General features: G+C 66.9%; 16 protein-coding genes. 9 read left to right on the top strand and 7 right to left on the bottom strand.

All coding sequences use genetic code 11. The features are described from left to right. Window positions 1-4: 4 nt before the first annotated feature. Window positions 5-1,162, bottom strand: a complete 1,158-nt coding sequence (locus tag QX041_RS19230) for an HlyD family secretion protein (RefSeq protein WP_315715163.1) — start codon at window positions 1,160-1,162, stop codon at window positions 5-7. Next, window positions 1,155-1,634, bottom strand: a complete 480-nt coding sequence (locus QX041_RS19225) for a MarR family transcriptional regulator (RefSeq protein WP_315715164.1) — start codon at window positions 1,632-1,634, stop codon at window positions 1,155-1,157. Before QX041_RS19225 ends, QX041_RS19230 begins: the two co-directional genes overlap by 8 nt. Before the next feature lie 173 nt (window positions 1,635-1,807). On the opposite strand from QX041_RS19225, the gene QX041_RS19220 reads away from it, so the two are divergent. The 4 genes from QX041_RS19220 to QX041_RS19205 all read left to right on the top strand — a co-directional run bounded on the left by QX041_RS19220 (window position 1,808) and on the right by QX041_RS19205 (window position 5,753). After that, window positions 1,808-2,299 carry a Fur family transcriptional regulator gene (locus QX041_RS19220; RefSeq protein WP_315751916.1) on the top strand — a complete coding sequence of 164 codons (492 nt, stop codon included), beginning with the start codon at window positions 1,808-1,810 and terminating at the stop codon, window positions 2,297-2,299. A 194-nt stretch (window positions 2,300-2,493) separates the two neighbouring features. Next, entirely contained in the window at window positions 2,494-3,447 is a 954-nt protein-coding gene (locus QX041_RS19215; protein ID WP_315715166.1) for a DMT family transporter, read from the top strand. A gap of 13 nt (window positions 3,448-3,460) precedes the next feature. After that, window positions 3,461-4,762 (top strand): flavodoxin-dependent (E)-4-hydroxy-3-methylbut-2-enyl-diphosphate synthase, encoded by a 1,302-nt coding sequence (gene ispG, locus QX041_RS19210; RefSeq protein ID WP_316166277.1) that lies wholly within the window; start codon window positions 3,461-3,463, stop codon window positions 4,760-4,762. A gap of 478 nt (window positions 4,763-5,240) precedes the next feature. Further along, window positions 5,241-5,753 carry a GNAT family protein gene (locus QX041_RS19205; RefSeq protein WP_316166276.1) on the top strand — a complete coding sequence of 171 codons (513 nt, stop codon included), beginning with the start codon at window positions 5,241-5,243 and terminating at the stop codon, window positions 5,751-5,753. 1,115 nt (window positions 5,754-6,868) lie between these two features. Here QX041_RS19205 and QX041_RS19200 read toward each other — a convergent pair. Next, window positions 6,869-8,476: a Na+/H+ antiporter gene (locus QX041_RS19200; RefSeq protein WP_316166275.1), complete on the bottom strand. Its 1,608-nt coding sequence runs from the start codon at window positions 8,474-8,476 to the stop codon at window positions 6,869-6,871. A 30-nt stretch (window positions 8,477-8,506) separates the two neighbouring features. Beyond that, complete coding sequence (locus QX041_RS19195; protein WP_315825547.1) at window positions 8,507-8,881, bottom strand: nuclear transport factor 2 family protein; 375 nt, start codon at window positions 8,879-8,881, stop codon at window positions 8,507-8,509. 219 nt (window positions 8,882-9,100) lie between these two features. On the opposite strand from QX041_RS19195, the gene QX041_RS19190 reads away from it, so the two are divergent. Further along, entirely contained in the window at window positions 9,101-10,993 is a 1,893-nt protein-coding gene (locus QX041_RS19190; protein WP_316166274.1) for a caspase domain-containing protein, read from the top strand. Here QX041_RS19190 and QX041_RS19185 read toward each other — a convergent pair whose 3' ends face one another. Together QX041_RS19185 and QX041_RS19180 are read right to left on the bottom strand one after the other, a co-directional pair. After that, window positions 10,994-11,686, bottom strand: coding sequence for a DUF1345 domain-containing protein (locus QX041_RS19185; RefSeq protein WP_316166273.1), 693 nt, complete (start codon window positions 11,684-11,686; stop codon window positions 10,994-10,996). A 9-nt stretch (window positions 11,687-11,695) separates the two neighbouring features. Continuing rightward, window positions 11,696-12,619 (bottom strand): farnesyl diphosphate synthase, encoded by a 924-nt coding sequence (locus QX041_RS19180; protein WP_315751923.1) that lies wholly within the window; start codon window positions 12,617-12,619, stop codon window positions 11,696-11,698. Between the two features lie 185 nt (window positions 12,620-12,804). Between QX041_RS19180 and QX041_RS19175 the strand changes: the two genes are divergently transcribed. The 3 genes from QX041_RS19175 (at window position 12,805) to QX041_RS19165 (ending at window position 14,740) form a co-directional block, all read left to right on the top strand. Continuing rightward, window positions 12,805-13,476 (top strand): transglycosylase domain-containing protein, encoded by a 672-nt coding sequence (locus QX041_RS19175; protein ID WP_315751924.1) that lies wholly within the window; start codon window positions 12,805-12,807, stop codon window positions 13,474-13,476. A gap of 168 nt (window positions 13,477-13,644) precedes the next feature. Then, window positions 13,645-13,827, top strand: a complete 183-nt coding sequence (gene rpmF / locus QX041_RS19170; RefSeq protein WP_006610266.1) for a 50S ribosomal protein L32 — start codon at window positions 13,645-13,647, stop codon at window positions 13,825-13,827. A gap of 187 nt (window positions 13,828-14,014) precedes the next feature. Next, complete coding sequence (locus tag QX041_RS19165; RefSeq protein ID WP_315751925.1) at window positions 14,015-14,740, top strand: hypothetical protein; 726 nt, start codon at window positions 14,015-14,017, stop codon at window positions 14,738-14,740. A gap of 18 nt (window positions 14,741-14,758) precedes the next feature. Here QX041_RS19165 and QX041_RS19160 read toward each other — a convergent pair whose 3' ends face one another. After that, window positions 14,759-14,980 carry a hypothetical protein gene (locus QX041_RS19160; RefSeq protein WP_315715175.1) on the bottom strand — a complete coding sequence of 74 codons (222 nt, stop codon included), beginning with the start codon at window positions 14,978-14,980 and terminating at the stop codon, window positions 14,759-14,761. Window positions 14,981-15,347: 367 nt separating this feature from the next. Here QX041_RS19160 and QX041_RS19155 point away from each other — a divergent pair, with 367 nt between their 5' ends. Continuing rightward, window positions 15,348-17,015, top strand: a complete 1,668-nt coding sequence (locus tag QX041_RS19155; RefSeq protein ID WP_316166459.1) for an EAL domain-containing protein — start codon at window positions 15,348-15,350, stop codon at window positions 17,013-17,015. Window position 17,016: the final 1 nt, after the last annotated feature.

The following is a 17,016-nucleotide window of genomic DNA, read 5'->3' as shown; positions in this document are numbered from 1 at the left end:
GACGCTACTCGTCCTTGTCCGCCGCGTGCGCCGATCCGAACAGCCCGGCCAGCGTGCGCTCGTGGCCGGTATCGATCGACACGTTGACGCTCATGCCGGCCTTGAGCTTCGCGACGAACCTGTCGGCCTTGTCGAAATAGATCCGGACCGGCACGCGCTGCACGACCTTGACGAAATTGCCGCTCGCATTTTGCGGCGGCAGGATCGCGAACTGCGCGCCGGTGCCCGGCGACAGCGAGCCGACCGTGCCCTTGAAGCGGTGGTTGGGGAAGGCATCGACGTCGAGCTCGACCGGCTGGCCGACCGCGACATAGGTGAAGTCGCTCTCCTTCGGGTTGGCGTCGACCCAGGGATTGCTGATGTCGATCACCGAGAACACCGGCGTGCCCGCGGCCACGAAGCGGCCGAGCTGGATCTGGTCGACCTGGGTCGCGATGCCCGGCATCGGCGCGCGCAAGGTGGTGTGGTCGAGGTCGCGCTGCGCGTCGTCCAGCTTGGCCTTTGCCTGGACGTAAGGCGGGAACTGCTCCAGCGGCAGATCCGGATTGCCGAGCAGCTGCGTTTTCGCGTTCGACAGCTGCTGCTTGATGTACTGCGCCTGCGCGCCGGCGGTCACCAGCGCATTCGCGGCATTGTCGAGGTCGAGCTGCGAGCCGAAATTGCTCTTGGCGAGCGTCTGCTTGCGCTCGACGTCCTTCTGCTTCAGGTCGATGCCCTGCTGCGCGAGATCGAGCATCTGGCCGTAGATCTTGATGTTGGCGGTGAGGTTGTCATAGCTGATGCGCGCCTGCTCCAGGGCCGCCTTGGCCTGGTCGACCGCCAGGCGATAGGGCACGGGGTCGATCTCGAACAGCTCGTCGCCTTTCTGCACCTGCTGGCCTTCCTTGACGACGACCTTGACGATCTTGCCGGAGATGTCGGGGGTGATGAGCACCTTCTGGGCGCCGACATAGGCGTCGTCGGTCGTCACGTAGCGGCCGCCATTGAGATACAGCACGAGGCCGCCGATGGCGGCGACGAGCGGCAGCACCACCAGCAGCAGCGTGCGACGGTAGCGGCGCAGCAATCCGGGGCGCGCCGGCTTCGCGTCGGCGGCCGCGGGCGGCGCTGCATCCGGGCTGGCCTTCTGGTCGGGGGCGAGTTTCAGGGCGGGCTCAGCCATAGCGCTGCTCCTTTCGCTGCTCGTCGCACAGCGACTGCAGGGCGTTTCTCACGTTTTCCTTGATGGCTTCGAGATGGGTCATCAGCCGCTCGGCATCACCGGCGCTGATGCCCTGGAGGGCGGTGTCGGTCAGATCGCCGCGCAGCACCGCGAGCTTCGCGAGCAGCGGGCGCGCGGCCTTCTTCAGATAGAGCCGGTTGACGCGACGGTCGCTGTCGTCGCCGCGCCGCTCGATCAGCCCGGCCTCGGCGAGCTTGTCGATCAGCCGTGTCAGCGTGATCGGCTGCATCTCCATCTGCTCGGCGAGCTCGGACTGCTTCATCCCCTCGTAGCGCTCGACCTTCGCCAGCACGGCCCATTGCGCGCGGGTCATGCCGAAGCGCGCCGCCTCCTTGTCGGCATAGGCGCGCACCAGGCGCTGCAGCTCGCCGAGCGTAAACAGGAAGTTCACGTCCACCGACGTGCGGGTCATGGCTGATCTCGATTCCAAGAGGGGGAACTAAGCTTTGGCTGTAATGAGCCTCGGATATGATAAGCAAGCTTATGAATATTTGATGGCCCTGCCGAGCGCACCCGCCCCGCCGCAGATGCATGGCTCGGCCGCGGCCTTTGGCGAGACCGGCCCGAGATGCTAGATTGTCGGCAATGACCCTCGCAAAGCCCACCTTCCCGGCGCCGGACCACGACCATGGCCGCTGCGCGGCCGATGCCCTGGACCATGCTGAGCGCATCTGCGCCCAGCGCGGCCAGAAGTTCACGCCGCAGCGCCGCCAGGTGTTGGAGGCGCTGCTGTCGAGCCACCGGCCGCTCGGCGCCTACGAGATCATCGAGGAACTTGCCAAGGTCGCCGCGCGGCCGGCGCCGATCACAGTCTATCGCGCGCTCGAGTTCCTGATGGCGAACGGCCTGGTGCACCGCATCGAGAGCCGCAACGCCTTCCTCGCCTGCGCCCATGACCACGAGCAGACTGCGCTGGTGGCGTTCCTGATCTGCGAGAGCTGCGGCGCCGTCGGCGAGGTTCCGGCAGCGCCGATCGCCGAAAGCCTGAAGCTGGCCGCCGCGGCATCGGGCTTCACGCCGAAACTGTCGGTCGTCGAGATCACCGGGCTGTGCGCCCATTGCCAGAAGGCGGCGTGAGAACGCTCACTGCGGCCCAAGCTGTACACGTGTGAATGACCGTCGTATTCGAGTTTCTGCGCGAGACCGGTGCGCGCAGGGAGAGGCCAGCACCGCCGCTCTACGTCCGCATCGTCTCCGACCGACCAAGACAAAGCTGACCACACCTTGATGGCGGTCCAGAAAACGAAACGCGCCAGGGAGCCAACGTCCTCGTGTCCGCAACGTCAACCTCATCCGCCGCGACCCGGCCGCTCGGCCTGGGCGCGATCGCCGTCATCCTCGTGCTGTGCCTGTCCTGGGCGTTCAACCAGATCGCCGTGAAGCTCGCGCTGCCTGAAATTCCGCCGCTGCTGCAGGCCACCTTCCGTTCGCTCGGTGCGCTGCCGGTGCTGCTGGTGTTCGCGCGGGTGCGCGGCGTGAAGATGTTCGAGCGCGACGGCACGCTGGGGCTCGGCCTGGTGGCAGGCCTGTTGTTCGGCTTGGAATTCGTGCTGATCTATCAGGGCCTGCTGCTGACCTCGGCGTCGCGCGCCATCGTGTTCCTGTATACCGCGCCGTTCTTCGTCGCGCTCGGCTCGTTCCGCTTCCTCGGCGAACGGATGGGGCCGGCGCAATGGGGCGGGCTGGCGCTCAGCTTCACCGGTGTGGCGCTGGCGATCGGCATTCCCCAGGCCGATGTCGACGGCCGCGTGCTGCTCGGCGATCTCCTGGTGGTCGGCGGCGGCCTGCTCTGGGGTGTGACCACGGTGTTCGTCAAAGGCACCCGGCTGCGCTTCATCGCGCCCGAGCGGGCATTGGGGTACCAGGTGGCGGTCTCCGTCCCGATCATGGCCCTGGCGGCCCTCATTGCCGGGGAGCGGTTGACCCAGGTTCCCAGCCCGTTCGTGATCGGCCTGATGGCCTACCAGTCGATCTGGGTGGTCGGGACCACGTTCACGATCTGGTTCGCCCTGATCAAGGCCTACTCGGCCAGCAAATTGTCGGCATTTACCTTCATCACCCCTTTATTCGGGGTGGTGGCGAGCTATTTCATCCTGCATGACGCCCTGACGCTGGCCTTTGGCCTGGCTGCCGTGCTTGTGATCGTTGGGCTTTTTCTCGTAAACCGCCCGAACCGCGTGGTCCTGGCCGCGACTGATCCATTGCTGAATGTCACCAAAACCTGATATCCGAGCGCCCATGAACAAGCCCGAGATCCTGACCGAGAACACCTCAGCGTCCGATGTCGCCGGACCCGCTCCCCGGCATCAGACCACCCGCGTCATGGTCGGCAACGTCGCCGTCGGCGGCGGCGCCCCGATCGTGGTGCAGTCGATGACCAACACCGACACCGCCGACGTCGACCAGACGGTGGCCCAGGTTGCAGCGCTGGCGCGCGCCGGGTCCGAGATGGTCCGCATCACGGTCGACCGCGAGGAGGCCGCCGCGGCCGTCCCGCAGATCCGCGAGCAGCTCGACAAGCGCGGCATCACCACGCCCCTGATCGGCGACTTCCACTATATCGGCCACAAGCTGCTGACCGACTATCCAGCCTGCGCCGAGGCGCTGGCGAAATACCGCATCAATCCCGGCAATGTCGGCTTCAAGGACAAGCGGGACACGCAGTTCTCGACCATCATCGAGCTCGCCAACAAATACGGCAAGCCGGTGCGCATCGGTGCCAATTGGGGCTCGCTCGATCAGGAGCTGCTCAGCAAGCTGATGGACGAGAACGCCGCCTCCGCGAACCCGCGCGATGCGCGCGCGGTGATGCGCGAAGCCATGGTGCAGTCGGCATTGCTGTCGGCCGCCCGGGCCCAGGAGCTCGGCATGCCGAAGGACCGCATCATCCTGTCGGCCAAGGTCTCGGCCGTGCAGGACCTGATCGCGGTCTATCAGGACCTCGCCGCACGCTCCGACTACGCCATCCATCTCGGCCTCACCGAGGCCGGCATGGGCTCGAAGGGCATCGTCGCCTCCTCGGCGGCGCTCGGCATCCTGCTGCAGCAGGGCATCGGCGACACCATCCGCATTTCGCTGACGCCCGAGCCCGGCGGCGACCGCACCCTCGAGGTGCAGGTCGCGCAGGAGCTGTTGCAGACCATGGGCTTCCGCACCTTCGTGCCGCTGGTCGCGGCCTGCCCCGGCTGCGGCCGCACCACCTCGACCACGTTCCAGGAGCTGGCGCGCTCGATCCAGGACTTCATCCGCGAGGAGATGCCGGCCTGGAAGACGCAATATCCCGGCGTCGAGGCGCTCAACGTCGCCGTCATGGGCTGCATCGTCAACGGCCCCGGCGAATCCAAGCATGCCAATATCGGCATCTCCCTGCCGGGCACCGGCGAGGCCCCGGCCGCGCCGGTCTTCGTCGACGGCAAGAAGTTCCGCACCCTGCGCGGCCCCACCATCGCGGCCGACTTCAAGGCGCTCGTCATCGACTACATCGACCAGCGCTACGGCAGCGGCGCCAAGGCGCCGGAGAGCGTGACCGCGGCGGAGTAGGGCGGGCACGCTGGTCCCGGCTCAGCCAGCGGCGCCTCCTGTGCCGCTGGGTTGATCGCGCGGTTGCTTGCGGCGAGAAGGTCTGACCATTCGTTACTCCGTCACGCCCGGGCTTGTCCCGGGCATCCATGTCGTTCCGAGGATGCCGAGCGGCGTGGATGGCCGGGACGAGCCCGGCCATGACGATGTGGCAGCAGACGGGCGCACAACTCCGATCGTCATATGCGATCGCTCTGTCGCAGGCGAGGAGCTTGAGAAAGAGTCCTCGGCTAGATTTCATGTCCAATCGGCCTGCCGTGAGAGCGACAGCCGACCTGCAACCGACGGCTGCTTGTGCCGCGCGCCGCGGTCTGAAATTTTTGCATGCGGATCGGCTGCAACGCACGCCGTGATGTCGCGGTTGCCCCCATCAGAACGGCGCCGCCCCACTGCCGCCCGCATGATCAGCACCTTGAGGCCTGCTGAAGAGGACGCCTCGATGAATCTCGACATCCGCGAAATGGAACTTGCCGAGACCTCGCTGGTCATCGACTACTTCTATTCGTCGAGCATCGAGCAACTCGACCTGATGGGCATCGACCCGACGCGGATGCCGACCAGGCCGGTGTGGGCCGGACTCTTCCAGACCCTGTACGAGACGCCGTTGGCCGAGCGCGCGGCGCTGCTGGTGATCTGGCGGCTCGACGGCCGCGCCATCGGCTTTTCCAGCTGCGACCGCATCGTCTACGGCAACCGCGCCCACATGCATCTGCATATCACCGAGCCCGAGCTGCGCAGCCGCGGCCTCGGCACCGCATGCGTCCGCCGCAGCATCGATTTCTATTTCGAGAGGTTGCGGCTCAAGCAGCTGTTCTGCGAGCCGCACGCCTACAACACCGCCCCCAACCGTGCGCTGCAGAAGGCCGGCTTCCGTTACTTGAAGACCTACAAGACCGTGCCTGGTCCGATGAACTACCATCAGGCCGTGACGCGCTGGATGATCGAGCGGTGAGGATGTGCGTTGCGCACGTGTCATTCGCGTGCAGCACCTGACATCGATGAAATTATGCCCGGCTCTCTCCGCGCCGTCATTCCGGGGCATTCGCGCGCAAAATGGCGAAGCCATTTTGAAGCAGCGCGAATGAGCCCGGAATCCATAACCACAGGCGGTCGTTGGTCGAAGATGGGCGCCACAGGCATCCCGCCTCCTCGTAACCGCTTGTGGCTATGGATTCCGGGCTCGCGCTCCGCGCGCTCCGGAATGACGCGTGGAGAGCGCGTGCTTCCTTCTGCGCCGCTGCAGGCGCAGCCAGCGCTGATGTGCCCGTCGCGTTACCATGTCGCACCTCCGGGCCTTGTGCCGTCGGGCAAATCAGATCGATGCTTCCGCCCATCCCGCCTCACTCACGAGGGGCGCTTCGCGGTCGTCACGAACGTGGAGGCGGGATGCGGTGGACGCGACGTGGCGCAGTGAGCTTCAGTGCTTGCGGACGAACGTCATGGCGCGGACGGTCAAGTCGCATGGTCCTGACATCCCGATGCTGATGCCAAGCTGGCGGTGATGATCCGCTGGTGACGGGGGCAAATAAGCCCGGTCCCCGGGGAGAATGCGAAGCAGCCGTTAAAACCATCGCGCAGGGAAGGCCGGGTCTTGTCCGGCTGAACCTGTGGTACCTGCCGCCTGCATTCTTTTCGCAGGCGGGCCACGGGCCTCAGTCGGGGCCCGGCCTTCCCTGCGCCCTCCGACGAGAGAGGGCGAAACCGATCAACGCTCGGACGCGAAAAGCGGGCGCGAGGATGAGGCGCCATGTTCGACAACCTCCGCTGTCGTCCCGGGCAAGCGGGCCAACGCGCATGCGTTGGTGCGGCGCCGACCTGGGATCTACACTCCCGGAAGCTGGTTTGCGGCACGCTGGCCCTGCGAGATGTGCCACCCACGAAGCGCTTGTGGCTATGAATCCTGGTGTTCGCCGGGATGACAGTGGTGGTTTGGGAAACCGCTCGGGCCATAGTCGTCATTGCGAGCGCAGCGAAGCAATCCAGAATTCTTGCGGGACCCTGGATTGCTTCGCTGCGCTCGCAATGACGGCATGCATGCTGCAAGACCGCGCTCTGCAACTCACCCGCCTACAACGGCAGCTCGCCGTACGACCGGTTGGCGAGGCTCGCTTCCTCCAGATCGAGATCGCGTTCGATGCGGCGGCGGGTCTCGTCGGTGATCTTGCCGTCGCGCAGCATCACGTGGATGAATTTGCGTTCTGCCGTGATCAGCTCGCGGGTCAGCTCGATGCCGAGCGCGGATGCGTCGTTGTCGTCGGGCTTGAGACCTTCCGGGAGCTGGTTGGTCCGGACCTCGTGGCGCGCCCGCAGCAGCCGCACCACCTCGTCGGACAGCTCGCGATCGCTGGTCATCGTCTCCAGCGACCGCAAGGCGCCGTCGAGCGCCTCGCGCCGGGCGGCGATCTCCTGCTCATGCTCGCGCTGATGCTCGGCGCGGCCCTGGTTTCCGACCCCGAGCCAGCGCACCACGGCCGGCAGGGTCAGGCCGAGCCCGATCAGGGTGAAGAAGATCACGCCGAAGGCGATGAACAGGATCTGGTCGCGATAGGGAAACGCGTCGCCGGTCGACAGCGTCAGCGGAAGCGCCAGCGCGGTGGCGAGCGAGACCGTGCCGCGCACGCCGGTGAAGCCGATGATGAAGGTCTGCCGCCAGGGCGGCAAGGGATCGCGGGCTCGCAGCGACGAGCTCAGCAAACGCGGCAGGATGGTCGCCGGGAAGGTCCAGGCGAAGCGCGCGATCACGACGATGGCGAGCACCAGCGCGGTCGCGATCATGATCTCGTCGAGCGGAAAGACCTTCGACTTCTCGTAGATCAGCCGCATCTGGAAGCCGGTCAGCAGGAACAGCATGCCCTCGATGAGGTAGATCATCAGGTCCCAGAAGAAGATGCCCTGCAGGCGGGTCGCCGAGGAGATCCACAGCGGTCCGTTCCAGCTCATGTAGAGGCCGCAGGCCACCGTCGCGATCACGCCGGAGCCGCCGACATGCTCGGGGATCCAGAACGCCAGATACGGCGTCAGCACCGACAGGGTGATCTCGACCTGCGGGTCGCGGGCATAGTGACGGGCGCGCAGCATCAGCCAGCCGACGCCGATGCCGAACGCGATCTCGCCGACCACGATCAGGCCGAACTCGCCGGCCGCGACCGGAAAGGAGAAGGCGCCGGTGGTGATGGCGGCCACCGCGAAGCGATAGAGGATCAGCGCGGTCGCGTCATTGGCGAGGCCCTCGCCTTCGAGAATGACCATGACCCGGCGCGGCAGGTGCAGCCGGCGGGCGATGGCGAGCGGCGCCACCACGTCGGGCGGCGCAACGATGGCGCCGAGCAGGAAGCCGAGGCTCCAGGGCAGGCCGAGAAGATAGTGGGTCGCGGTGGCCACCATGGAGGCGGTGAAGATCACGCAGCCGACCGCGAGCAGCACGATCGGCCGCAGATTGCGCTTGAACTCGCGCCAGCTCATCGCGACGCTCGACGAATAGATCAGCGGCGGCAACACCACCAACAGCACGAGCTCGGGCGGCAGCGCGAACGCCGGCATCGTCGGCACGAAGGCGAGCGCGATGCCGGCGAGCATCAGGAGGATCGCCGGCGCGAGATTGGCGCGTCGCGCGATCAGGGCGGTTCCCGCCAACACGGCCAGCAGGATCAGGAATATCTGAAAGTGAGCTTCCATGGCTGGGGGCTTGGCGTCGTCGCGCCGGCGTCAATCCCGGAGGTCGTAGCGGTAGGACTTCGACACGATCTGCCAGCCGTCCTTCAGTTTCATCGCCACGAGATAATCGGTGAAAAAGCGCGGCGGCAGCTGGCAGCGCACCTTGATGAAGGCCGTCTTGTCGTCCGAACGATCGATGGTGACGATGAAGTCCTCGCGCGGCTTGCCCTCAGCCTTGGCCGATGGGCGCTTGCGCACCCAGGCCAGCCAGTCCGGCACGGTCAGGATCTTGAGTTCGCCATTCTCGACCCAGCGCAGGTCGGCGGTGGGGTGGAACACGGCACCGAGCTTGTCGGCGTCGCCCTCGTAGAGCGCATCAAAATAGCCCTGAACGACGGCCTCGACGGTGGAACGGTCTGTGCTCACGGCCAACTCCCTGGGAACCTGGACAAACAAGGATCGCATTTTCGATGCAAAACGGCGCTTGGCAAGGCATGAACTGGCGCCATTGCGCCAGCGACAGACTATAATGGCCGAGGCCAGGTGGATCGGGAATAAATCTGCGTGATCCCGGTCACAAGCCTAATGGGCTGCACTCTGATAGGCAGGTCCCAGCAGGTCTCCCAGCGGTATGGGGTAGGTACGATGTCTTGGTCACTTCGATTAGGCGGTTACATCCTGGCGGGAGCGCTGCTGCTGGTCGGCCACCCCGCGCTCGCCGACAAGCGAGTGGCGCTCGTCATCGGCAATTCCGCCTATCAGAACGTGCCGCAACTGACGAACCCCGCCAATGACGGCGCGGTGATGACGGCGACCTTCAAGAGCGCGGGCTTCGATGTCGTCGATTACCGGCGCGATCTGACCGCGCGGGAGACCAGGCGGGCCTTGCGCGATTTCGCCGACGCCGCCCGCGATGCCGATATTGCGGTGGTCTACTACGCCGGCCACGGCATGGAGGTCGAAGGGGCGAACTATCTGATCCCGATCGACGCCCGGCTCGAGCGTGACACCGACGTCTATGACGAGACGCTGTCGCTCGACCGTATTCTGGTCGCCGTCGAGCCGGCGAAGAAGCTGCGCCTGGTCATTCTCGACGCCTGCCGCGACAACCCGTTCACCCGCAACATGCAGCGGACGGTGGCGACCCGCAGCCTCGGCCGCGGCCTCGCCAAGGTCGAGCCGACCAGCCCAAATACGCTGATCGCCTATTCCGCCAAGGCCGGCTCGACCGCGCAGGACGGCGACGGCAAGAACTCGCCATTCACGCTAGCGCTGTCGCGGCATATCGCGACCCCCGGCCTCGACGTCCGCAAGGCGTTCGGCTTCGTCCGCGACGAGGTGCTGAAAGCGACCGCCAACCGCCAGGAGCCGTTCGTGTACGGCTCGCTCGGCGGCGAGGACGTGCCGCTGGTCCCTGGCGTGCCGCGCGTCGTGACACAGATGCCGGTGACGCCGCCGCCGAGCCCGCAGGCCGACATCCGGCGCGATTACGAGCTCGCGATGCAGGTCGGCAACAAGGGCGCGCTGAACGCCTTCCTGGCGCAATATCCCGACGGATTCTACGCCAGCCTCGCCAAGTTGCAGCTCGACAAGCTCACCGCCGAGGAGAATCGCGCCACCGCTTCCGAGAAGGCCCGCGCCACCGAGGCCGAGCGGGCGCGGCTCGCCGCCGAGGGCGCGCGCAAGGAGACGCTCGCCAAGGCGGAGGCCGAGGCCAGGGCGGCGGAGCAGGCTCGGATTGTCGCTGAGAAGGCCAATCAGGTCGCGCAGCAGCAGGCGGCCGACGCCGAGAAGAAGCGCGGTGAGCAGCAGCTCGCTGCGGTCGACAATCCGCGCGCGGCGACCTCGCCCGGCGCGCCCACGCCCGCAGCACCGCAGCAGGGCCAGGTCGCCTCGCTCACCCCGGCCGCGCAGCCCGCTGATCTCGCCAAGTCGGTGCAGCTCGAGCTGCGCCGCGTCGGCTGCCTCACCGAGGATGCCGATGGCGACTGGGGCTCGGCCTCGCGCCGCTCGCTGTCGCAGTTCAACCGCTATGCGGGCACCAAGCTCGATACCCAGGCCGCCTCGGCCGATGCGCTGCAGGCGATCAAGCTCAAGCAGGCGCGCGTCTGCCCGCTGGTCTGCCAGCATGGCACCAAGCCGGACGGCGACCGCTGCACCCGCATCGTTTGCGCCGAGGGTTCGTTCGTCAACGACGACAATGAATGCGAGAAGCGGCGCGACAGGAAGCCGGTCGCCAAGCGCGATGGCAGCGACGAAGATGTGCCGTCGCGCCGCCGCGCCCGTGCGGCGCCGGAGGCCGGCCTGCCGATGCCGGCTCCCGGTGTGGGCCCCGGGGTTGGGATCGGAGGTGGTGGCGGCGTCGGGACGGGCCCGGGCTACACCAGGCCCCAGACGCAAGCCGCCCGGCCGCCGAAGTCGGGCGGGCAGATCTATTGCGACGCTTATCTGTGCCGCGCCGTCAGGCCCGGTTGCCGGCTGGAATATCGCGGCGGCGGCGGCCCGGCCAACAATGCCAGCGTCGAGGTGTGCAACTGATCAGGACGAGATTACGCTGGCGGCGATGTTGACCATCAGGGCGACCAGTGCGGTGTTGTAGACGAACGAGATGATGCCGTGCACGGTCGCGGTGCGGCGGATGATCTTGTCGGTGATGCCGACGTCGGAGACCTGGGCGGTCATGCCGATGATGAAGGAGAAGTAGACGAAGTCCCAGTAGTCGGCGTGCTCGTCCGTGTCGCCGCTGGGGAATTGCAGGCCGCCGGGCTTGGCGCCGCGGTAGTAGTCATGGGCGTAGTGCAGGGCGAAGGTCGCATGCACCGCGGCCCAGGACAGCGAGACGGTGAGCAGCGCCAGCGTCAGCGCCGGAGCGTCGCGCTTGGAAGCGCCGAGCTCGAGCACGATCGCGGCGATGCTGGCGAAGGCGCCGAGCGCCGTGACCAGCAGGATCACGAAACGGCCGTCGTCCTGCATGACCGCCTTGCGGCGGATGTGATGATGCTCGCTGCGCAGCATCATCGCCGCGACCAGCACGAGGTAGAGCGCGGTGAAGATGTCCCAGCTGATCAGGAGCCGCGTGATCAGCCGCAGCGCCGGCGACAGCAGGAAGAACGCAACGATCGCGAGGCCCAGCGATATGAAGGTGCGCGGCCGCGCATAGATGACGCGCAGCGCAGCCGGCAGCCGCGTGAAGCGGGCGAGGTCCGGATCGTCGGGATGGACTCCGCCCAATGCCTCGCCTCAGCTCTTGCGTTCGGCGACGAAGTGCGCGGCGGCCCGCAGCACGTCGCCCTTGGCGCCGAAGACCGATAGCGCGGCATCGCCGCGGGCGAGCAGGTCGCGGACGCGCTGCCTGGCGCCCTCGACGCCGAGCTGGGTGACGAAGGTGGTCTTGCCGAGCTCGGCGTCGGCACCGGCCGGCTTGCCGAGGGTGGCGGCATCGCCCTCGACGTCGAGCAGGTCGTCGGCGATCTGGAAGGCTTCGCCGAGCGCGCGACCGTAGTCGTCGAGCGCCTGGTACTCGGCCGCCGAGGCCTGGCCGAGCAGGGCGCCGGCGATGCAGCCGAAGCGGAGCAGGGCGCCGGTCTTCATCTGCTGGACGCGGGCGACGTCGACCGGGCCACTGTCGCCGAACCGGCCCTCGCCGGCGAGGTCGAGGATCTGGCCGCCGGCCATGCCGCCGACACCGGCGCAGCGGGCCAGCGCCCGGGTCAAAGCGAGGCGGACGCCGGCATCGGGATGGATCTCGTCGCGGGTGATGATGTCGAAGGCGATGGTCAGCAGCGCGTCGCCGGCCAGGATCGCGGTGGCGTCGTCATAGACCTTGTGCAGGGTCGGACGCCCGCGCCGCAGGTCGGAATTGTCCATCGCCGGCAGATCGTCGTGGATGAGCGAGTAGCAGTGGATGCATTCGAGCGCCGCGCCGGTCAGCAGCGCGCCCTTGCGCGGGACGCCGAACACGGCGGCGCTCTCGACCACCAGGAACGGGCGTAGCCGCTTGCCGCCGTTCAGGCTCGAATAGCGCATCGACTCGATCAGCCGCTTCGGCCTGATGATCTCGTCCGCCAGCGGCGCATCGCCGAGGAGCTCGCCGAGCAGGGCTTCGGTCTCTTCCGCGGTCTTGTCCAGGCGTTGGGTGAAGTCGGTGAGGGCCGTCGCAGTCATTTAACAAGAGCTCCAGGGGCAAAATTCGCCGGACAATCGTTGATGGCGGCGACTTCGTCAATTGCCGGAGCGGTGGCGGCTTTCGGCCGCAACGGCGGAAAAAAGCAGGAAACCACATCGAGATGTCGGATAATCCCGGCCAATTGTCCGCCCCCGCGGTGGTCCCAACCGAGCGGCGCCTGCCCTTGCGTACCGTCAGAACCATCCTCGTGATCGCCGTGCTGGTGCTGCTCGTGCCCTATGCGCTGACGCCGTTCTATGCCGTGGGTCACCCCGTCTCGACCCTGATGCTGTGGCGGTCGGTGACGGGGCAGCCGGTGACGCGGCACTGGATCGACCTCTCGGCGATGTCGCCGTATTTGCCGCGCTCGGTGGTGGCCGCGGAGGATGCCAAATTCTGCAGCCATCACGGCATCGACTGGGGCGCGCTGCGCGAGGTCATGGACGATGCCGAGGACGGCGAGGTCTCGCGGGGCGGCTCGACCATCACCCAGCAGGTCGCCAAGAACCTGTTCCTGTGGCAGGGCCGCAGCTATGTTCGCAAGGCGCTGGAACTGCCGCTGGCGCTGTGGATCGACCTCGTCCTCGGCAAGCGGCGCATCCTCGAAATCTACCTCAACATCGCCGAGCTCGGTCCCAGCGGCCAGTTCGGGGTGGAGGCGGGCGCCAATTACGCGTTCAACCGCTCGGCAGCTGGCTTAGGGCCGCGCGAGGCGGCGCTGATGGCCTCGATCCTGCCGAACCCCGTCCGGCGCAGCGCCCGGGCCCCGGGGCCGGGTGTGCGGCGGCTGTCGGCGACCTACATGGTGCGGGCCCAGGCCTCCAGCCTGCAGGCCTGCTGGGGGGAGCGGCGGTGAGGTCCGAGCGGGCGCAATTTTGGCCAAAAATGCCTCGGAGAGCCCTAGCCATGCCGCACCCCTTCCTCTATAAGCGCGGCCTTGATCGGCATCCGGGCTCGCCAGCTTCATGGCTGCAGCCGTCCTTTGCGGACGATGCCTTGCAAAAATACCCTAGAGGATACCGATATGGCCGTCCCCAGAAGAAAAACTTCGCCGTCGCGCCGCGGCATGCGCCGCTCGGCTGACGCCATCAAGAAGCCGACCTATGTCGAGGACAAGGATTCCGGCGAGCTGCGTCGTCCGCACCACCTGGACCTGAAGACCGGCATGTACAAGGGCCGCCAGGTCCTGAAGAAGAAAGACGCCTGATTGTCCGCGCGGGCCGCTTTCCAAGCTGCCCGAATTCGGCCATCGATGGGGTTGAAAGCGGTCCCGTGCGACGTGATTCGCCGGGACCGTTGCGTATCTGTGTCGCGTGATCCCGTCTCGCTGTCTCATCTTCGCACCGATTGACTTTGCGCCGGGCCGCCGCCCGCGCCATCCAAGGCTTCAACCGATGTCCATGGTCGGTTTCCCGCTGCTGCTGATCCCGCTGGCGATCTACAACATGATCGTCTTCCTGATGCCGGGGGTCGCGTTCAGCGAGACGCTGCTGCGCCTTCAGCTTCCGTCCGGCGAGGTCTGGACGATCTCGCTCGGCGACATGCTGCTGGCCCTGGGCGTGCTGCTGCTGCTGCTCGAAATCATCAAGGCGGCGAAGCCGAACGGGAAATATCTGACCGATCATCTGCTGTCGCTGCTGGTCTTCGGCGGCGCCGCGGCGGAATTCGCGATGTGGCAGAAGTTCGGGAATTCGACCTTCCTGCTGCTGACCCTGCTGGCGATGGTCGATTTCTTCGGCGGAGTCTCGCTGCGCACCAAGCGCGCCGCCCGCTCAGTCGTCGCAGCTCCCGCTTCCGTGCCGGCGCCGGCCGAAGCGACCGTGCCTGATTCGGAACCTCAGCCGATCGAGGAGCCGGCCAGAGAATCGGTCAAAGAACCGGCCAAGGCGGAGGTTGAGCAGGCGGAGGTTCAGAAGGCGGATGCTGCCGCGCCCGTCGTTGAAGAGCCGATCGATGCCGTGCCGGCTGCTGCTTCGGTCGCCGAGTCCGTGCTGCTCGACCGCTCGGTCCCCCGGCCGGCTCCCGCTCCGACGACCGGCTGGGTCGCGGAGGCAAAGGAGACCGAGACCGCTGCTCCGGGCGCTCCAGAGCCGCCCAAACCCGACGCGCCGAAGCCCTGAGGCGCAGGAGCGCGCCGCTCAGATCATTTCTCGGGTCCGGCCGCCGGCACGCGTGACCGGCTGAAGCCTCGCCGCATAGGCACTGTGGACGTCGGCAACCGCCGCGCGCCTGAGCGTGCGGGTTTGCGGCAGCTGCTCGGCGGTCGCGATCAGATGGGTCACGAAGCCGGCGTCGGGGCGTGCTGCGCGAACGATCCGCGCGCGAAGGTCATGGCTCGCATCGCTCGGCAGCAGCGTCACGGAGCGGGAGGTCTGCTCCGACCCATCCAGGCGATCGCCGTCCTGATCAATCGTTAACATTGTCCAACCACCGCCGGCGCGATTGTCACGTTCTGGGACGCCGGAGCCTTTCGCTCCTCGATCTCGCAAGAGCAATGCCGTTCCAAGCGCTCTGGAGCGCTGCATGTTCCAAACATGGTTGACGCGTCTCGGACACGCGCTCGTCGCCTCGGCATGCTCTCCGTTAACCAGAGATGCGTAGTCTGATTCGCGAACTCGGCCGCCGCCGCTCGCGCGGATGCGCGCTGGCCGTTCCCAAATCAGCGCCGGTGCTGCCGGCCTGTGCCGAAACGAGGCGACCTTGACATCCGAATTGCCACAGACCGCGATGATCCTGGCATCCCTGGGCCAAGCCGCCTTCGTCTGGGATCTGGCGAGCGACGTGATCGTCTGGAGCGATCACGTCGGGGCGGTGTTTGCCGACGTTCCGCTGCCGCAACTCTGCAACGGCGCCGAATTCAGCAAGCTGATCGAGCCGGACCGCAGCATCCGCTCCGAGATCATGCACCAGGGGGCGCCGCTGCATGGCGCCGCCGGCACGCCGTACCGGATCGAATATGGCGTGCGCACCCACGCCGGTGCGCCATTGATCTGGGTCGAGGAGACCGGCTGCTGGTTCGCCGGCCCCGATGGGCGGCCCTTGCGTGCCCAGGGCATCGTGCGGATCAACAACGAGCGCCACGCCCGCGAGGAGCAGCTGCTCAAGCTGTCACGGCACGATCCGCTGACCGGCGAGCTGAACCGGACGCATCTGCTGGCGACGCTTGCCGAGGTGATCGAGGAGTCGCAGCGGTTCCGCTTCTCCTGCGCCTTCATGCTGGTCGGCATCGATCATCTCGCGCGCATCAACGACGCCTTCGGCTTCGACGTCGCCGACGGCGTCGTGCTGGAGATCGCCCAGCGCATCCGAGGCCGGCTCCGCGGTGGCGACACGCTCGGGCGGTTCTCGGGCAACAAGTTCGGGTTGATCCTGAAGAACTGCACGATGGACGACATGACCACCGCGGCCGAGCGCTTTCTCGCGACCGTGCGCGACGAGGTGGTGCCGACCAAGTCAGGTCCGGTCGCCGTCACCGCGACGATCGGCGCCGTGAGCGTTCCCCGTCACGCCCGCTCGGTCGAGGAAGCGGTCAACCGCGCCCATGAGACGCTCGACGCCGCCAAGCGCCGCCGCATCGGATCGTTCTCGACCTGGCGGCCGAACGTGGAGCGCGACGCACAGCGCAAGGTCAACATCCGCGTCACCGACGAGATCGTGACCGCGCTCAATGAGCGGCGCATCGTCACAGCGTTCGAGCCGGTGGTGAATGCCAACACGCTTGCGCCCGCCTTCTATGAATGCCTGGTGCGGATGCGCCAGGATGACGGCCGGGCCTTGCTGGCGCCGGACGTCGTCCCAGTCGCCGAACGGCTCGGTTTGATCCGTCTGGTCGATCACCGCATTCTGGAGCTGGTGGTGGCGGAGCTCGCGAGCACGCCCGACGTCACCCTGAGCCTCAACATCTCGCCTGAGACCACCATGGATCCGGACTGGTGGGCCTCGATCGAGTCCATGATGCGCGCCCATCCTGGGGTCGCCGAACGGCTGATCGTCGAGATCACCGAGACGGTCGAGATCCAGGACGTCGACGATCTCCGCGGCTTCGTGACGCGGCTGAAAGATCTCGGCAGCCGAATCGCCATCGATGATTTCGGCGCCGGGCACACCTCGTTCCGCAATCTGCGCAAGCTCGGCGTCGACATCGTCAAGATCGACGGCGCCTTCGTGCAGAATCTCGTGCGCTCGGCTGACGACCGCGCCTTCGTGCAGACGCTGGTCGAGCTGGCGCGACGGCTGCAGATCAAGACGGTCGCGGAATGGGTGCAGGACGAGGCGTCGGTCGGGCTGCTGCGCGACTGGGGCTGCGATTACATCCAGGGCCGGGTGATTGGCCTCGCCTCGGTCGATCGGCCGTGGATCGGTAACGGCAGGGTGGAGCTGCCGGCGGCGGGTTGAT

The organism is Bradyrhizobium sp. SZCCHNRI2009, from assembly GCF_032485115.1.
GTDB lineage: Bacteria > Pseudomonadota > Alphaproteobacteria > Rhizobiales > Xanthobacteraceae > Bradyrhizobium.
The sequence above is the reverse complement of the archived record's forward strand: the minus strand, read 5'-3'. Positions and strand labels throughout refer to the sequence as shown.